Annotated in this window: 14 protein-coding genes and 1 pseudogene; 6 read left to right on the top strand and 9 right to left on the bottom strand. The window is 70.3% G+C overall.

From position 1 onward, the window contains the following. Positions 1-3: 3 nt before the first annotated feature. From CSIV_RS07830 to CSIV_RS18340, 3 genes are all read right to left on the bottom strand, one after another. Positions 4-609, bottom strand: a complete 606-nt coding sequence (locus CSIV_RS07830; RefSeq protein WP_077050847.1) for a PadR family transcriptional regulator — start codon at positions 607-609, stop codon at positions 4-6. After that, complete coding sequence (locus CSIV_RS07825; protein ID WP_077051359.1) at positions 609-1,460, bottom strand: DUF4097 family beta strand repeat-containing protein; 852 nt, start codon at positions 1,458-1,460, stop codon at positions 609-611. The genes CSIV_RS07830 and CSIV_RS07825 overlap by 1 nt, the downstream gene beginning before the upstream one ends. Before the next feature lie 464 nt (positions 1,461-1,924). After that, the gene (locus CSIV_RS18340; protein ID WP_175611068.1) at positions 1,925-2,089 is read right to left on the bottom strand and encodes a hypothetical protein; all 165 of its coding nucleotides are present in this window, start codon (positions 2,087-2,089) and stop codon (positions 1,925-1,927) included. 221 nt (positions 2,090-2,310) lie between these two features. Here CSIV_RS18340 and CSIV_RS07820 point away from each other — a divergent pair, with 221 nt between their 5' ends. Further along, positions 2,311-2,580, top strand: coding sequence for a DUF7218 family protein (locus CSIV_RS07820; RefSeq protein WP_077050846.1), 270 nt, complete (start codon positions 2,311-2,313; stop codon positions 2,578-2,580). 2 nt (positions 2,581-2,582) lie between these two features. Next, positions 2,583-3,548, top strand: a complete 966-nt coding sequence (locus tag CSIV_RS07815) for a DNA topoisomerase IB (RefSeq protein ID WP_077050845.1) — start codon at positions 2,583-2,585, stop codon at positions 3,546-3,548. Between the two features lies 1 nt (position 3,549). Here the strand turns inward: CSIV_RS07815 and CSIV_RS07810 are convergent, their stop codons facing one another. Together CSIV_RS07810 and CSIV_RS07805 are read right to left on the bottom strand one after the other, a co-directional pair. Next, positions 3,550-3,828 carry a metal-sensitive transcriptional regulator gene (locus CSIV_RS07810; protein WP_077050844.1) on the bottom strand — a complete coding sequence of 93 codons (279 nt, stop codon included), beginning with the start codon at positions 3,826-3,828 and terminating at the stop codon, positions 3,550-3,552. Next, positions 3,825-5,489, bottom strand: a complete 1,665-nt coding sequence (locus tag CSIV_RS07805) for an FAD-dependent oxidoreductase (RefSeq protein ID WP_077050843.1) — start codon at positions 5,487-5,489, stop codon at positions 3,825-3,827. The genes CSIV_RS07810 and CSIV_RS07805 overlap by 4 nt, the downstream gene beginning before the upstream one ends. A 252-nt stretch (positions 5,490-5,741) precedes the next feature. Here CSIV_RS07805 and CSIV_RS07800 point away from each other — a divergent pair, with 252 nt between their 5' ends. The 3 genes from CSIV_RS07800 (at position 5,742) to CSIV_RS07790 (ending at position 9,718) form a co-directional block, all read left to right on the top strand. Beyond that, positions 5,742-6,110 carry a fluoride efflux transporter FluC gene (locus CSIV_RS07800; RefSeq protein WP_077050842.1) on the top strand — a complete coding sequence of 123 codons (369 nt, stop codon included), beginning with the start codon at positions 5,742-5,744 and terminating at the stop codon, positions 6,108-6,110. Then, positions 6,107-6,472 (top strand): fluoride efflux transporter FluC, encoded by a 366-nt coding sequence (locus CSIV_RS07795; protein WP_077050841.1) that lies wholly within the window; start codon positions 6,107-6,109, stop codon positions 6,470-6,472. The genes CSIV_RS07800 and CSIV_RS07795 overlap by 4 nt, the downstream gene beginning before the upstream one ends. An 81-nt stretch (positions 6,473-6,553) precedes the next feature. After that, the gene (locus tag CSIV_RS07790) at positions 6,554-9,718 is read left to right on the top strand and encodes an efflux RND transporter permease subunit (RefSeq protein WP_077050840.1); all 3,165 of its coding nucleotides are present in this window, start codon (positions 6,554-6,556) and stop codon (positions 9,716-9,718) included. A gap of 265 nt (positions 9,719-9,983) precedes the next feature. Here CSIV_RS07790 and CSIV_RS18630 read toward each other — a convergent pair. From CSIV_RS18630 to CSIV_RS07780, 3 genes and pseudogenes are all read right to left on the bottom strand, one after another. Beyond that, positions 9,984-10,469 (bottom strand): annotated as a pseudogene (locus tag CSIV_RS18630) (hypothetical protein); the annotation flags it as partial. 347 nt (positions 10,470-10,816) lie between these two features. Continuing rightward, complete coding sequence (locus CSIV_RS07785; protein WP_077050839.1) at positions 10,817-11,722, bottom strand: aldose 1-epimerase family protein; 906 nt, start codon at positions 11,720-11,722, stop codon at positions 10,817-10,819. Continuing rightward, complete coding sequence (locus CSIV_RS07780; RefSeq protein WP_077050838.1) at positions 11,719-12,342, bottom strand: antibiotic biosynthesis monooxygenase; 624 nt, start codon at positions 12,340-12,342, stop codon at positions 11,719-11,721. Before CSIV_RS07780 ends, CSIV_RS07785 begins: the two co-directional genes overlap by 4 nt. A 358-nt stretch (positions 12,343-12,700) precedes the next feature. On the opposite strand from CSIV_RS07780, the gene CSIV_RS07775 reads away from it, so the two are divergent. Beyond that, positions 12,701-14,950, top strand: a complete 2,250-nt coding sequence (locus tag CSIV_RS07775) for a DEAD/DEAH box helicase (protein WP_077050837.1) — start codon at positions 12,701-12,703, stop codon at positions 14,948-14,950. Positions 14,951-15,000: 50 nt separating this feature from the next. Here the strand turns inward: CSIV_RS07775 and CSIV_RS07770 are convergent, their stop codons facing one another. Beyond that, positions 15,001-17,136, bottom strand: a complete 2,136-nt coding sequence (locus CSIV_RS07770; protein WP_139340645.1) for an intein-containing Rv2578c family radical SAM protein — start codon at positions 17,134-17,136, stop codon at positions 15,001-15,003.

Here is a 17,136-nt window from a genome sequence, read left to right as displayed (position 1 = left end):
CCCTCAGCCGCGCACCGCGCGGGCGACGGCCTCCGACGCCTGCTGCAGCGCGGACTCGATGGCATCCACACCGGATGCCGTGAGCTCGCCGCCGCGAGCCACGTGCGAGCGCAGTTCGGAGCGGACGCGTCCGCGGAACTCGGTGATCGCGGCATCCGCGCGATGGAGCTGTTCGCGGCTGAGTGCGCGCGGGTCGTGCGCGGGCGCCCTGTCGGCCTGCTCGCGTTCGTCGCGCGAGGCGGCGGCGAGGTCGGCGCGGAGGCTGCGCATGGCATCCCGGACGCTCCCGCGGACTTCGTCGGCGATGAGGCGGACGCTGTCGGCGAGACCCGCCTGGATGCCTTCGAGGTCTCCCTCGCGGGAGGCGACCTCGGCGCGACCGGCATCCGTGATCTCGTAGACGGTCTTGCGGCCGTCGACGGTCTTGGTGACGAGACCCTCCTCCTCGAGCTTCGCGAGGCGCGGGTAGATCGTGCCGGCCGAGGGCGAGTAGGTCCCGCCCGTGCGCTCGGTGAGCGCCTGCATGAGGTCGTAGCCGTGGCGGGGGGCCTCAGCGAGCAGGCTCAGGATGTAGAGGCGCAGATCACCGTGGGAGAAGACGGGGCTCATCACCACTCCTCCTCTCCGGCGAGTTCGTCGGGGCGCAGACCCGAGACGCCGCGGCGGAGGACCGTGATCTCGCCCGAGACGGTGTTCGCCCGCACGTCGACGAACGACCCCGCGAGGGCGCCGGTCGAACCGGTGTAGTTGGTGGGGCCCGAGCCCGAGCGCACGCTTCCGTCGATCTGCACGCGTCCGCTCACCGACCGCGCGACGTAGTTGGCGGGGAGGCCGCGGTCGAGACGGATCGTGGCCGAGCCGCTGACGGAGTTCAGGGTGATGGATTGCACGGTGCCGGTCGAGTCCACGAGCAGAGCGCCCGCGACGGTGTCGACGGAGGCCTTCGTGACGGCGCCGGTCACGGCGATGTCGCCCGAGACGCTGTTGGCGGTGAGGGCGCCCTCGAGTTCGCGCACCTGCACGTCGCCCGAGACGGCGTTGAGGCTCACGTCGCCGACGAGTCCGTCGACCATGATGTCGCCCGAGACGGTGTTGAGCTTGGCATCCGTCCGGAGGCCGGAGACGAGCGCGCTCGCGCTGACGACGCCGAGGGTGAGGGCGACGGTGCGGGGGACGGCGACGCTTACCTCGGCCTTGGGGCCGCCGGCGCCGAAGTTGCGGAACACCTCGAGGAAGTTGTCCCACCGCAGCTGCGGGTGGTCGATCTCGAGGCGGCCGTCGATCATCTCGATGCGCAGGTCCTTGACGGTGACGCCGTGCACCTCGATGCGTGCGCCCGGGTCGTCGTGTGCGATCACGTCGACCTGGCCCCCGACGAGGCCGATCTTCAGTTCCCGCAGTCCGTCGACGTCGATGACGCGCGTCTCGCCGGGGTGGACGATCCATTTCTCCATGGCGATCTCCTTACTCACGATATATCGCGTTGGTTCGAGTATCGCGATATATCGCGTCAGCGTCAAGGCCTGCGCTGGGGTTCGTGCCGGGGTCGTGCGCCGGGCCCCCGGGTCGAGCCCCCGCGTCTCGCTGTGCGTTCAGCGTCCCGGCATCCATCCATTTCACGTGAACTGGCCGAGCGCACACGCGGTGCACGGTCGCGGCGTGTGCATTCGACCAGATCACGTGAACTGGCTCCGCAGGAACCCGGGCGCGTGATGGGGCTCCGCAGGAACCCGGGCGCGTGATGCGGCGCCGCAGGGACCCGGGCGCGTGGCTCCGCAGGAACCAGATCACGTGAAGTGGCTCCGCAGGGACCCGCAGAAACGACGGATGCCACGTCCTGGGGGAGGACGTGGCATCCGGGGCGGGCGGACCCGCGGGGATGAGGAGGCTCGTGCACCCGAAACGCGAGCGCTCCTCTCGGGGGTTAAACCGGCTTGCGGCCGCTGATCAGGCGGAACAGCAGCACGATCAGGGCGATGAGGCCGACGATGATGGCGACCCAGAGCAGGAAGCTCGCGGCCTGACCCAGTCCGCTGAAGATCGCGATGACGATCGCGGCGACGATGATGATGATCAGGAAGATGTTCATGGGGGGCTCCTTGCTGTCTCCGCTGGGCGCGGCAACCGGCGAGTGGTTGACCTCCACGTTCTCATTGCGCGCGGATCCCGGCAGGGGGTTGACGTTCCTGGAAATCGGCTGATAGCCCGCGCGGGCTTTGAGTGGGGGCGGTCCGGGTGCGGCTGTCAACCCCGCCGAGGCCGGTCGGCGTCGAGTCGTACCGTCATGGCATTCCACGGAAGGAGGCGGCCATGCCCCAGGGGCGAGGATCGAACAGCCTGAAGGACCCGGATCTCTACGAGGAGCTGCGGAAGCAGGGCGACTCGAAGGAGAAGGCCGCGCGCATCTCGAACGCCGCCGCCGCGCAGGGGCGCGGAAGGGTCGGCGCCCGCGGGGGCCGCGCGGAGGACTACGAGGACCGCACCGTGGACGAGCTGAAGAAGCGGGCGAAGGAACTGGGCATCACCGGGTACTCCGGCAAGAAGAAGGCGGAGCTGATCGAGATGCTCCGCACCCACTGACAGTGGCGCGCCTCGTCCGGGTGCGTCCCTACGAGGACCCCGGCTTCCGTCGTGTCCGCTCCGGATCGGGGTTCCGTTTCGTCGACCACACCGGGGCGGCCGTCCCCGAGCGGGAGGCGGATCGCGCCCGGGGGCTCGTCATCCCGCCCGCCTGGCGCGAGGTGTGGATCGCCCGCGAGCCGAACGCCCACATCCAGGCGGTGGGCACCGACGAGGCCGGGCGACGCCAGTACACGTACCACGCGGACTGGTCGAAGCGTCAGGACAAGGGCAAGTACGCTCGTGCCCTGCAACTGGCCGAGGCGCTGCCGCGGGCTCGCGCGCGCGTCACCCAGTCGCTGCGCCGCTCGGACGTCGACCGTGAGCGGGTGCTCGCGGTCTCGTTCCGCCTGCTCGACCAGGTCGCCCCGCGCGTGGGCAACGCCCGCTACTTCGTCAGCAACGGCAGCCGCGGACTCACGACCCTCCAGCGCCGGGATGCCACGGTCGAGGGCGATCTCATCCGCTTGTCCTTCCCCGCGAAGAGCGGCAAGCGTGCCGAGCTCTCGTTGAAGGACGCCGAGGTCGCGGCGCTCATGACGGAGCTCGCGACCGGTCGCTCCCGCGCGGCACTCCTCAGCTACCGCCGGGGACGCCGTCGCGTCCCGCTCACGCCGGGCGACGTGAACGCCTACGTGCGGTCGCTCACCGGCGGGCCGTTCAGCGCGAAGGACTTCCGAACCCTGCGCGGCACGATCCTCGCCGCCGAGGCGCTCGCGGAGGCGGGCGTCGCCACGACGAAGAACGAGCGCAAGAAGGTCGAGCTCGCCGCCGTGCGCGCGGCGGCCGCCGCCCTCGGCAACACGCCCGCGGTGGCCCGCTCGAGCTACATCGACCCGCGGGTGTTCTCGCTCTACCGTCGCGGCCACACGATGGAGCTGGGCGGATCGAAGGATGCCGCGATCCGCCGCCTCATCCTGGGCGAGTAGCTCAGGCCAGGGTCAGGAACAGCTTCTCGAGGTCCTCGAGCGAGAGCCGGTCGTCCTCTCGGTCCGCGGCTTCGTCGTCGGTGAGACACGTCCGCATCGCGGTGCTCACCACCGCGAATCCCGCCCGGTCGATCGCCTTGCTGACCGCCGCGAGCTGCGTCACGACCGCGCGGCAGTCGCCGCCGGCCTCGATCGCCTCGATGACGGCGGTGAGCTGGCCGCGGGCGCGCTTGAGGCGGTTCGCGGTCTTGCGGATGGTCTCGGCGTCCGTCTCGGTCACGAGCGGGTCCCTTCGGTAACGGTGCGGCCGGCGAGCCAGGTGAGGTAACCGCCGTCGAGATTGCGGACGTCGCGCCCCGCCCCGGCCAGGAGCCGGGCGGCCGTGTGTCCGCGCTGTCCGACCTGGCAGTGTACGACGAGGGGGCCGTCCGGGAGCGGGGTCGTGCCCGCGCGGAGGTCGTCCAGCGGGATGTTCGTGCTGCCGGGGATCGCCCCGGCCGCGACCTCGGCGGGGGAGCGCACGTCGATGAGGGTCGCTCCCTCGGCCAGGACGCCGGCGAGTTCGTGCCACTGCACGGCGCGCGTCAGGCCGGTGCGGAGGTTGTCGGCGACGTACCCGAGCTGGTTGACCGGGTCTTTGGCCGACCCGAACGGCGGTGCGTAGGCGAGTTCGAGGCGGGACAGACGCGAAGCGCTGACGCCGGTCTGCATCGCCAGGGACAGCACGTCGATGCGTCGGTCGACGCCACGCCCGCCGACGATCTGCGCGCCCAGGAGGCGGTCATCGCCCGGGTCCACGAGCAGCTTCATCGACATGCGCTCGGCCCCGGGGAAGTAGCCGGCGTGGTCGGTGGGGTGCGTGTGCAGCACCCGGTGCGGTCGCCCCTCGGCGCGCAGGCGTGCTTCTCCGGCCCCGACGGTGGCGATGACGAGGTCGAACACCCGCAGGATGGCCAGGCCGGTCGCGTCGTCGGCGGCGTCGACGGCATCCGTCCCGAGCGCGATGACGTCGGCGACGGTGCGCCCGTGCCGATTGGCCAGCCCCGCCATGGTGACCAGCGCCGGTGCCCCCGAGACGATGTCGACCTTCTCGACCGCGTCGCCCACGGCGAAGATCCGGTGATCGGAGGTGCGCTGCCACGGGTCGACCGCGATGCCGCCGCTCGGTCCGAGCGCGAGGCCCGCCGCCGCGGCGAGGGCGGTGTCGGGACGAGTCCCCCGCGCGTCGATCACGAGGTCCGTCTCGATCTGGGCGCCGGAGGCCAGCGTCACCGCGGTCGCCGAGACGTGGGTGATCTCGTCCGCGAGGTGAAGGTCGATGTCGTGCCGCCGGAGCTCGTCGATCACGGGCCCTGCCATCTCGGCATCCAGAGGGCGGAAGGGGTGCGAACCGCGGTGCACGAGCGAGACGCGGATGCCGCGGCGCGCGAGGTTCTCGACGGCCTCGAGCCCGATGAAGCCGCCGCCGGCGACCACCGCGCGTCGGGCGCCGGCGTCGAGTCGGGCGACGATGTCGTCGACGTCGTCGATGGTGCGCAGCGTCAGGATCGGAACGGAGTCCTCGTCGGCCGGCGGAGGGGGGACCGGCACGGACCCGGGCGACAGGATCAGTTGGTCGTACGTCATCGTCTGATCCGTGCCCGTGGCGAGGTCGTGAACCCGCACCGCCCGGGCGATCCGATCGATGGCGACCACCTCGGTGCGGACGCGGACGTCGAGGCCGAAGCGGGCACCGAGGGTCTGCGGGGTCTGCAGGAGGAGGGCGGATCGATCCTCGATCTCGCCGCCGACGTAGTACGGCAGTCCGCAGTTCGCGAAGCTCACGTGCGGTCCCCGCTCGATGACGATGATCTCGCGGGCGTCGTCGAGTCGACGCAGGCGGGTGGCGGCGGACATGCCCCCGGCCACGCCGCCGACGATGACCGTGCGGGCTGCCGTCATCGTCCGAACAGCCGCGACCAGAGTCCGCCGGACTCCGAGCGCTCGTGCCCGGGGCAGCGGTCGGCCCGGGGGACCCCGGCCATGACCATGTCCACGTGCTGGCCGCATCCGGCCCACGTGGTCTTCCCGCAGGTGCGGCAGGTGACGGCTCGACACATATCTGTCTCCTTCTCGGTCGTGGGCTCAGCGTAGCAATACCCCCGGGGGTATGCAAAACGGACGGCCGAGACCCGGGGCGCATAAGGTGATCGCGTGGTGTCCTGGCGCGATCTCGTCTCGGTCTTCGTCGGCGGTGCGCTCGGAACCGCGGCGCGCGCCGGCCTGACCCTCGCCCTCGCCGGTGACCTCGGCCCCGCGCTCGTTCCGCTCATCAACGTCGTCGGCGCGTTCGCCATCGGCATCCTGTTCGGGATCCGTGCGCGGATGCCGATGTCCACCCGCGCCCAGCGGGCGCAGCTGTTCTTCGGCACCGGCGTCCTCGGCGGATTCACGACGTACAGCGCGCTGGCGGTCGAGTCCGCCGACCTGTTGCTGCTGTGGTGGGGGGCTGTGACCGTCGTGGTCGGGACGTTCGCCGCGTGGCTCGGCGTTCTGATCGGGCGCGGGGGGCGCGTCGCGTGACGCCCCTGGTCTTCCTCGCGGTGCTCGTGGCCGGTGGAGTCGGCGCGGCGCTCCGCTTCACGCTGGACACCGCCGTGCGCGCGCGCACCGGCGACCGGTTCCCCTGGGGGATCCTCGTGGTGAACCTGACCGGAGCCTTCGTGCTCGGCCTCGTCACCCCGCTCGTCGTCGACGAGGCGTGGCGCTGGTTCGTCGGGACCGGGTTGCTCGGGGGGTACACGACCTTCAGTGCGGTCGCGGTGACCACCGCCCTGCTCGCCGAAGAGGGGCGTGCCCGCGCGGCCACGACGTACGCGGTCGCCTCGTTCGTGGGATCCGTCCTCGCGGCGGCGGCGGGTCTCGCCCTCGGCCGCGCCCTCTGAGCGCGCTCCCACCACCGCGGCCGTGGGATACTGGCCCTCGATACAGTCCTGTATCGAGTCGGTCGACCCGAAGGGCCCCGCGTGTCGTATCTGGCCGTCCTGAGCCTCCGCAACAGGGCGCTCATCGCGCTCGTCACGATCGTCGCCGCCGTCTTCGGCGGACTCGCGCTGACGAACTTGAAGCAGGAGCTGATCCCGTCGATCGAGTTCCCGCAGCTCGCGGTCGTCACGACCTACCCGGGGGCTTCGCCCGAGGTGGTCGAAGCCGACGTGTCGACGCCCATCGAGGGCGCGATCCGCGGCGTCGAGGGACTGGAATCCACGACGGCCACGAGCACGACGAACTCCTCGATCGTCTCGGCCTCCTTCACCTACGGCACCGACCTGGCCGCCGCGCAGCAGAAGATCCTCGCGGCGATCGCCCGCATCAAGGACCAGCTCCCCGAATCCGCCGACACGACCGTGGCTTCCGCGAGCATCGACGACTTCCCCGTCATCCAGCTCGCCGTCACCGGCTATTCCGACGCCCAGACCATCCAGTCCACGCTGGAGTCGGTGGTCGTCCCGGCGCTCGAGGACGTCACGGGGGTCAATGCCGCCCAGGTGGTCGGCGGCACCGGCCAGCGCGTCACGATCACGCCGGACCCGACGCGCCTGGGCGAACGCGGGTTCGGCCAGCAGGCCATCTCCGACGCCCTCGAGGCCAACGGCGTGCTCTTCCCCGGCGGATCGATCACCGAGGGCGACCAGACGCTGACGGTGCAGACGGGCGCCAAGCTCACCAGCGTCGACGAGATCACGGCGCTCCCGCTCGTCCCCACCGACGCCGCGCAGGCATCCGCCGGGCCCACGACGATCGGCGACGTCGCGACCGTGGCGCAGCAGTCCGACCCGGTCACGACCCTGTCGCGGGTCAACGGCGAGCCCGCGCTCACGATCGCGGTCACGAAGCTCCCCGCGGCCAACACCGTCGACGTCTCGCGCGCCGTGCTGGCGGCGATCCCCGGCCTCGAGTCCTCGCTCAACGGCGCGACGTTCACGGTCGTGTTCGATCAGGCGCCGTTCGTGGAGCAGTCGATCGAGGCGCTCGCGCAGGAAGGACTCCTCGGACTCGCGTTCGCCGTCGTCGTCATCCTGATCTTCTTGATGTCCGTGCGCTCGACGCTCGTGGCGGCGATCTCGATCCCCACGAGCGTCCTCGTGACCTTCGTCGGGTTGCAGGCATTCGGCTACTCGCTCAACGTCCTGACCCTCGGCGCCCTCACGATCGCCATCGGGCGCGTGGTCGACGACTCCATCGTCGTCATCGAGAACATCAAGCGCCACTACGTCGGCGACGCCGACAAGATCCCCACGATCATCCGCGCCGTGCGGGAGGTGGCCGCCGCCATCACGGCATCGACGATCACTTCGGTCGCGGTGTTCCTCCCCATCGCCTTCGTCGGCGACGTCACCGGCGAGCTGTTCCGACCGTTCGCGCTCACGGTCACCATCGCCATGGCGGCGTCACTGCTCGTGTCGCTGACGATCGTGCCCGTCCTGGCCTCGTGGTTCCTCAAGCCCGGGAAGGTGGTCCGGGACGCCGAGGGCAACCCGGTCGATCCCGAATCGCCGACCGCGCCGCCCTCGCGCCTGCAGAAGGCCTACGTCCCCATCCTGAGCTGGACCCTCCGGCACTCCTGGGTGACCCTGGGCCTCGCTCTCCTCGTGCTCGCCGGGACCGTGGCATCCGTCCCCCTCCTCAAGACCGACTTCCTGGGCGACTCGGGTCAGAACACGTTCACCGTGACGCAGAAGATCGGTTCGGCGCCCAGCCTCACCGCCGAGGATGCCGCCGCTCAGAAGGTCGAGGCGGTGCTGCGCGACATCCCCGGTGTCGAGACCGTGCAGACCTCGATCGGGTCCAGCGGCTCCGCCCTCCGCGATGCCTTCTCCGGTGGGGGCTCGGGGATCACCTACTCGATCACGTCGGAGGCCGGGGTCGACCAGGTCGACCTGCGTGAGCGCGTCCGCACCGCCGTGTCCGACATCGCCGACGCCGGCGACATCGAGGTCAGTGCGCAGGGCAGCGGATTCGGCTCGACCGACATCACCATCGACGTGACCGCCGCCGACGCCGACGGCCTGCAGCAGGCCACCGACGCGGTGGTCGGGGGGCTCGAGGGCCGCGACGGCATCGGACAGGTCTCCAGCAGCCTGTCGGCCTCGTTGCCCTTCGTATCGGTGCGGGTGGACCGGGATGCCGCCGCCGAGCGCGGACTCTCGGAGCGGACCGTGGGAGCGCTCGTATCGGGGGCGATGCAGCCGCGCCAGGCCGGCACCGTCGAGATCGACGGGCGCGGCGTGAGCGTCTACATCGCGTCGGACGACCCGCCCACCACGATCGACACGCTCAAGGCTCTCGAGATCCCCACGGCCGGCGGTGCCGTGCGGCTCGACGAGATCGCCACGGTGGAGACGAGTCAGACTCCGCCGAGCATCACCACGTCGCGGGGCCTTCGCACCGCGACCGTGACCGTCACCCCGACGACCGACGACCTCAGCAGTTCTTCGGCGAGCGTCCGCGACGCGCTCGCGGACGTGGCGCTGCCGGACGGGGCCACGGCGAAGCTCGGCGGCGTCGTGACGAACCAGCAGGACGCCTTCGGGCAGCTCGGCCTCGCGCTGCTCGCGGCGATCCTCATCGTCTACGTCGTGATGGTCGCGACGTTCAAGTCGCTGCGGCAGCCGCTCGAGCTGCTCGTCTCGGTGCCGTTCGCCGCGACCGGTGCCATCCTCATGCTGGCGATCACGGGCGTCCCGCTCGGTGTGGCCGGCATGATCGGCGCATTGATGCTCGTGGGCATCGTCGTCACGAACGCCATCGTCCTGATCGACCTGGTGAATCAGTATCGCGCGCGCGGACTCAGCGTCTTCGACGCCACCGTCGTCGGCGGCTCACGCCGACTGCGTCCGATCCTCATGACCGCCCTCGCGGCGATCTTCGCGCTCGTGCCCATGGCGCTGGGGATCACGGGGCACGGGGGCTTCATCTCGCAGCCGCTGGCCGTCGTGGTGATCGGCGGACTCGTGTCGTCGACGTTCCTGACGCTGCTCGTGCTGCCGACGCTGTACAACCTCGTCGAGGGAGCGCGGGAGCGGAGGACCGCCCGCCGCGCGGCGACATCGACGCCGGACGCAGGCGCGGCGGAGCCGACGACGGGCGAGCACCCGGTGAGCCGGCGACAGCTGCGCGAGGGCCACTGACGATCACCGGGCGGCGCCGGGCCAGGCTCGAACGGGCTCGGCCGGTGCCGACGAGCGCGCCGCGCATGCGCCGCGTCGGGCGCGACGAGAGCGCCGCCACGGCGACGTCGGTTCCCCGGGGCAGGATGCGGGGCGCGACGACGGTCGCGGGTGCGTGGACGGGCTCCACCGCGGAACGGGTCCCGACGCCCGTCAGGCAGTGGGTGAACACGCCCGACCAGGCGAACATGGCGCTGAACGCGATGACCTCGAACAGGGCGAGGTTGATCGTCGCCGTCACGAACATCCAGGCGCCGGCGAAGAGGAACACGAACACGACCGATGTGGAGATGACCAGGCGCTTCGGCAGGCGGTGCAGCAGGAAGGGCGACGTGAGCAGGAGTGCCGCGAAACCGAGGACCATCATTCCGGCGACCTTGTCGTGCAGGTCTTTGTTGGTGTTGAGCGGAACGCATCCGACGAGGGCGAGGTTCACGCCGATCACGGTCAGGAAGAACGCCGCCGAGGTGGGCGCGCCGCGGCGTCCGGCGCGACGACCGAGCCGACGGAGATCCCGCCGCACACGGACCGCGTAGACGACGACCAGCGACCCGCCGATCTTGAGCGTGTTGTTGAAGAATGCGGCCGACAGGTCGTGGAACGTGCCGAGCTGGCTGAAGTGCAGCTGCCACCAGAGCGGGTCGCTGGTGGTCAGGATCGACGCGAGGATGCCGCCCACGAGCACGACGAGCACGAGCCCGGCGAGGTGCATGGTGGGGATGTCGTCGAAGCGGCGGGCCAGTCGGCGCGCCAGGACGGGAAGGGAGGCGGAAGGGACGGCGGGGCGGACCGCGATGCTCATGTCGGGCACTTTCGTCGTGGACGGAACGGGTGTCCCCCCACACCGCGAGACCCCCGGCCCCCGTCGGCTCATTCGGGTTGTGAACCGAGGGAACGATGGTCCTCGGTCTCCCCGGTGGCGACGGAATCCGTCAAGGGAATGGTAACTTTCCCCGAGCCCTCATAGGAAAGGTCTTGCCTGCGAATTCCCCAGATCGTCGGCGGAATTTCTTGTCCCCCATTTGGGGGACAAGGGCCGTAATCGGGGGAACGAGAACCTCATCCGCGGTAGGAAATACCCCATTCGCGACGCAATTCTCCACCCGGTTCGAGCGACAGCAGATCCGTCCCCGTCGCGAAAGAGTTCGACGGCGCCGTCATCGGTTCGACGGCCACGGCCAGGGGGTTCCCCGGGTATCGGTCGGTGGTGAAGACCTGCACCCACTCGAAGCCCGCATCCTGCCAGAGCTCGACGACCTGACCGTCGGGGGCCGTGAGGGTGTGACGCGCGCGGCCGTCGGCATCCCGCTCGAGCCCGCGATAGGCGTTGTCGAGCGAGACGTCTCCGAGGCGCCGACCGGCGCGGAGGTCGGTGGCTTCGTCGACCGGGACCTCGTCGACCGGGAGCTTCCGGTCGTCCAGGACGAGCGTCGTCGTGCCCGTCGAGTGCACGACGAGATCCTCGGTGGCGACCCCGCCGATCTGCAGATACGGGTGGATGCCGAGCGCCACCGGCGCCGTGTCGGCGCCGACGTTCTCGATGCGGTGCTCCACGTGCAGACCGTCCGGGAGCAGGGTGAAGGTCACGTGCGTGCGCAGGTGGAACGGGTACCCGGTCTGGGGGACGACGTCCGCCGTCAGCACGAGCCGCTCGTCGGCGACCTCTTCGGCCGTGTACGAGCCGAAGCGCAGCAGTCCGTGGCTGGCGTTGCCGAACGCCGGCTCGCTGATGGCGAGCTGACGGTCCACGCCGCCGAAGGAGTACTTGCCGTCGCGGATGCGGTTCGGCCAGGGCACCAGGACGACACCGGATGCCGCCGGCGTGGGCACGTCGTCGGCGTAGCGCGGGACGAGATCGACGCCGTCGACGGTGAGGGCGCGCAGAGCCGCGCCCACCTGAGCGATCTCGGCCGAGGAACGGGGTCCGTTCAGGCGGAACCGGTGGCCGGTGGGGTCGGCGGTCATGAGGACACCTTTCGAGGACGCGGCGGGCGTTGCAACCAGGGTCGCAGCAGGCGGGTCACCCAGGGAAGAACCGCGTAGGTCATCACGGGGGTGAGCAGCAGCGTCGTGCCGAGGACGCGCAGCGGCAGCGGCACCTCGGCGAAGCCCGGGATGAACCCGAGCAGCCAGCTGGCGAGCAGGTTCGTGGGGAAGAAACCGATCCAGATCGTCACGGCCTGCTTCCATCGGGGCGGTGCGGGCGGGACCGGCTGCTGCACGGTCTGGGTCGTGGCATCCGTCCCGGTCAGCACCGATCCGAGCGAGGCGTCGAACCAGCCTTCGATGCCGGTGCGCCGTTCCACGCGCTCCTCGCGGGCGAACGGGCGGCCGGAATCCAGCCACCACTGCCGCTGTGACGAGGTCTCCCACTGCTCGAGCGTGGTGATGTCGCGGAAGCGGTACAGCATGTACCAGAGGTCGCTGTCCTCCCCCGCGCGCACCCAGCCCGAGCCGAGGAATCCGGGGAAGGCGGTCGCGAGGTCGGTGCCGGCCTGCATCCAGGAGGTCGCTTCGGCGGTGCGCGTCGGGTCGATGCGCCGCTCGATCGCCACCGTGATGGGGTGGGCGTCGGTGTCTGCCATGGTTCCATCTTCGGGTACCGTCCGCGTCCCGGTTCTCCCGGCCCTCGTCCCGGTTGTCGCGCCGCATGTTCCGGAAGTGGCCGGTCTGCGGGTGCGAGAACCGCAGAAGGTGGGACGAGGTCCGACTCGGCAAAGACATGGATGCCATTCCCAGGCGCGGGCTGTAACGTGGTGCGGTCGGCTCTGGACGCCGCGTGTGATGCGCGGATGGGTTTGTGAGTCCAAGGGGCCGATGGACAGGACGCGATCGCGGCCTCGACCATCATCAGTGAATGGCCCCCGGCCGACGACAGTCCGGGTTTCGCACCGCCACGAGCGGTGTCGCTGTTTCGCGCGAACAGAACCCAGGAAGTCCCCCATGCCTAAGAACAAGAAGCCCGCCGGCGGTCGCGCCGCGAAGAACTTCGAGCCCCGCTACGGCGCTCAGACCTCGTTCCAGGATCGCAAGCGTCGTCCCGGTGCCGACGCGCCCGCCAAGCCCGGCAGCAAGAGCCCCACCCACCGCGGCTACCGCGCCCCCGAGGCCGACACCGCACCCGCCAAGCGCCGCTGGAGCGCGTCGGACCGTGCCGGTCGCGACGAGGCCCGCGGCATCCGCAGCAACGCGCGCGCCGATGAGCGTCCGGCCCGGTCGTTCGATGACCGCCCCGCGCGATCGTTCGACCGTAACGACCGTCCGGCCCGTTCGTTCGACCGCAACGACCGTCCGGCTCGGTCCTTCGACCGCAACGATCGTCCGGCCCGCGATGACCGTCCGGCTCGGTCCTTCGACCGCAACGACCGTCCGGCCCGGGATGACCGTCCGGCGCGTTCGTTCGACCGCAGCGACCGTCCGGCTCGTTCGTTCGACCGTGACGACCGTCCGGCGCGGTCGTTCGACCGTCGCGACGACCGTCCCGCCCGGGATGACCGTCCCGCCCGGTCCTTCGACCGCAGCGACCGTCCGGCCCGGGATGACCGTCCGGCTCGTTCGTTCGACCGCAGCGACCGTCCGGCTCGGGATGACCGTCCCGCTCGTTCCTTCGATCGCAGCGACCGTCCGGCTCGTTCCTTCGAGCGCCGCGACGATCGTCCGGCTCGTTCTTTCGACCGCAGCGACCGCCCCGCTCGTTCGTTCGACCGCAGCGACCGTCCGGCCCGCGACGACCGCCCCGCCCGTTCGTTCGACCGTGACGACCGTCCGGCCCGTTCGTTCGACCGCAGCGACCGGCCCGCTCGTTCGTTCGACCGCAACGATCGTCCCGCCCGCGATGACCGTCCCGCGCGGTCTTTCGAGCGTCGTGACGACCGTCCCCGCCGCACGGACGGCCCCAACCGTTCGGACTGGAACGCGTCGCCGAAGCGCTCGGCCGAGCACGAGCAGCGGGTCGACGTCGTGCACGAGCGACTCCAGGCCGAGGCCGTCGATGCGGCGACCGTGACCGGTGCCGGCTTCGCCGACCTGGGTCTGGGCGACAACATCGTCCGCGCGCTCGCCGGACTCGGGGCCGAGAAGCCCTTCCCGATCCAGGCGGCCACGGTCGTGCCCATCCTCGAGGGCCGCGACGTCCTCGCCCGCGGCCGCACCGGCTCCGGCAAGACGATCGCCTTCGGCGCGCCGCTCGTCGAGCGCATCCTCCGTGCCCAGGCCGGTCAGCGTCGCGAGTTCGCCCGTGCGCCCAAGGCGCTCATCATGGCCCCCACGCGCGAGCTGGCCTTGCAGATCGACCGCACGGTGCAGGCCATCGCGCGCAGCGTCGGCCTGTTCACCACGCAGATCTACGGCGGTGTGCCTCAGGCGCGCCAGGTCGGTGCGCTGAAGAAGGGCGTCGACATCGTCATCGGCACCCCCGGCCGCATCGAAGACCTGCTCAACCAGGGCAAGCTCGACCTCTCGCAGGTGCAGGTGGCCGTGCTCGACGAGGCCGATCACATGTGCGAGCTCGGGTTCCTCGAGCCGGTCCAGCGCATCCTGCGCGCGACCGCCGAGGGCAGTCAGAAGCTGCTCTTCTCGGCCACGCTCGACCGCGAGGTCGCGGCCCTGGTCGACGAGTTCCTCGTCGAGCCGGCCGTCTACGAGGTCGCCGGCGAAGACCAGGACTCGAGCACCATCGAGCACCGCGTCCTCGTGATCGAGCACCGCGACAAGGCGCAGATCCTCGACTCGCTCGTCGACCGCGAGGGCAAGACGCTCGTCTTCGCCCGCACGCGCGCCTACGCCGAGATGCTCGCCGAGCAGTTCGACGAGGCGGGCATCGCCGCGGTCGCCCTGCACGGTGACCTCAACCAGCAGAAGCGCACCCGCAACCTGGAGAAGCTCACCTCGGGTCGCGTGAACGTGCTCGTCGCCACGGACGTCGCCGCGCGCGGCATCCATGTCGACGACATCGATCTGGTCATCCAGGCCGACGCCCCCGACGAGTACAAGACCTACCTGCACCGCTCCGGTCGTACCGGTCGCGCCGGTCGCCGCGGCACCGTCGTGACGCTTATCACGCGTCAGCGTCAGCGCCGTATGACCGAGCTGCTCGATCGTGCCGAGATCGAGGCGCCGTTCGAGCCGACGCAGCTGGGTGACGACGTGCTCGAGGAGCTCGCGGGTCGTCAGCTCTCCGACGTCACGTCCTGAGTCGATCTCGAAAGCCCCGTCCGCCGTGTGCGGGCGGGGCTTTCGCCGTTTCAGAACAGGGTCGGTTCGCTGGCGGGGGCGACGGACGGGCGGGCGGATGCCGCCGACCCGGTGGTGCGGACGGGTCCGAGTCGCGGTGCGGTCGCCGTGCGCGCGGCGAGCCCCGGCTGCGGTCGGCCGCGCGGGTGGTCGTCCTCGTCCCATCCGTCTAGGCGATGCATCTTCAGCAGCGGCTGCACGCGCTTGCCGAGCCAGCGCCGGTAGGCCTGCGGTGCCTGCACCGACACCCCCGGGTACAGACCCCGGTAGGAGGACATGAGTTCCGGATGCTCGCGCTCGAGCCACTGCAGGAACCACTCCTTCGCCCCGGGCCGAAGGTGAAGTGCCCCGTACACGACTCGCGCCGCGCCGGCGGCACGGATGCGCCCGAGAGCGTGGTCGAGGGCGGCGACCGAGTCGGTGAGGTGCGGGAGGATCGGCATGAGGAAGACCGTCACGCGGAACCCGGCCGCGGTCGCCGCCCGAACGGTGTCGAGTCGCGCCTCCGCGGTGGGGGTGCCGGGCTCGAGCGATCGTTGCAGCGCGTCGTCGAACACCGCGATCGACATCGCGAGCGTCACCCGCACCTCTTTCGCCGCATCGGTGAGGAGCGGTAGGTCACGCCGGAGCAGCGTGCCCTTGGTGAGGATCGAGAACGGCGTGCGGTTCTCGGCGAGCGCGCCGATGATGTCGGGCATCAGGCGGTAGCGACCCTCGGCCCGCTGATACGGATCGGTGTTCGTCCCGAGCATCACGGGTTCCCGCGCCCACGATCCTCGTCGCAGCTCGCTGCGCAGTACGTCGGCGACGTTGATCTTCACGACGATCTGGGAGTCGAAGTCGGCCCCCGAGTCGAGGTCCAGGTATTCGTGCGTCTTGCGGGCGAAGCAGTTGTGGCTGACGACGCCGTTGGCGATGAAGTCCCCCGTGCCGGTGCTGATATCGATCATGTCGATCTCGTACCCGAGGTCTTCCACGGCGACGACGCGGAGGTCGGAGCTGGTCTTCACGGCGGCCCCTACGACGTCGAGCTTCCGCGTCAGGGCAGGGCGCGCGATACGGAAGAAGCGCTGTCGCGCAGCCAGCCCGCCGCGAAGTCGAACGGAGCACACGTCCGTGGTCGTCTTGCTCTCGCGCACGGCATCGAAGCCGAAGTGTGCGAAGCCCTCCTCGATCAGATCGAGCAGTTCGGGGTTCGCGTTCGAGATTCTCAGGATGCCGCGGGAGCAGGACCCCTCCGCATCGAAGATCCCGCCCAGGAATCCCGCGAGCCACTCCGAGGATCGGTGTTGCGGGACCCTGATGTGATCCTCGAGGCGGGCGATGTCCGCTGAACGCGCTGTGTGTAGAGCCGTCATCGGCCGGTATCCCTCAGGCACCGCGAATGGGCGTTGCGTCGTCTGGATATCGAGATCATCCATGTAGGCGCGAGTCAGCGCCAGCGGCTCCGGGTCTGCGAGCGCGACGCGGAATCGGTGGATGTCGCGGACCCGATGTCCGTCGTCGTATGTTCGGTGGAAGATCATGCCGTCGCCGCGGATCATGCCGGTGACATACCCCTGCTTGCGGTCTTCGCTCTCGACTGGATGAGCGATCGGGGCGCCCAGACCGAACCCCTGCAGACGGTTCGACGTCGTCAGATAGGGGCGCTGATTCGACCCCTGCATCGCGCCGGAGACGAACTTCCACCCTCGGTCGGTAAGGAAGCGGTGGTCAGCGCTGGCGACGATCTCCGTTCCGTCGGCCAACGTCACTCGGAAGGCGCGCTTTCTCGTGGGCCACTTGGCTGTGACCGTCGTGCGCACGAATCGGCGGTAGGCGCCCTGCTTCTGCGTGCCGATGATCTCATCGTCGATCTTGACCTCGCGGAGAGGCACATGTCTCCCGTCGGCGGTCATGATGAGCGTGTCGGGGGACAGGCAGTAGGCACACGCATGACTGCATCCCCGGTAGGGATTCACCGTCCAGTCGAAGGGCATCGCCGAGGCGCCCGGGACGCGGTTGAGCGCCGTCTTGGCGAGCACCTCGTGGAAGGTCATTCCTGCGAACTCGGGAGTCGTCACGGAACGGACGAGACCGTCCATGCGCTCCATGCCGGGCAGCGCCGCCGTGTCGTCGACGCCCAGCTTCTGTCCCTGCCACCTCAT

Origin of the sequence: Microbacterium sp. CSI-V, from assembly GCF_001984105.1 — a bacterium.
GTDB lineage: Bacteria > Actinomycetota > Actinomycetes > Actinomycetales > Microbacteriaceae > Microbacterium.
This window is presented reverse-complemented; position numbering and strand designations above follow the sequence as displayed.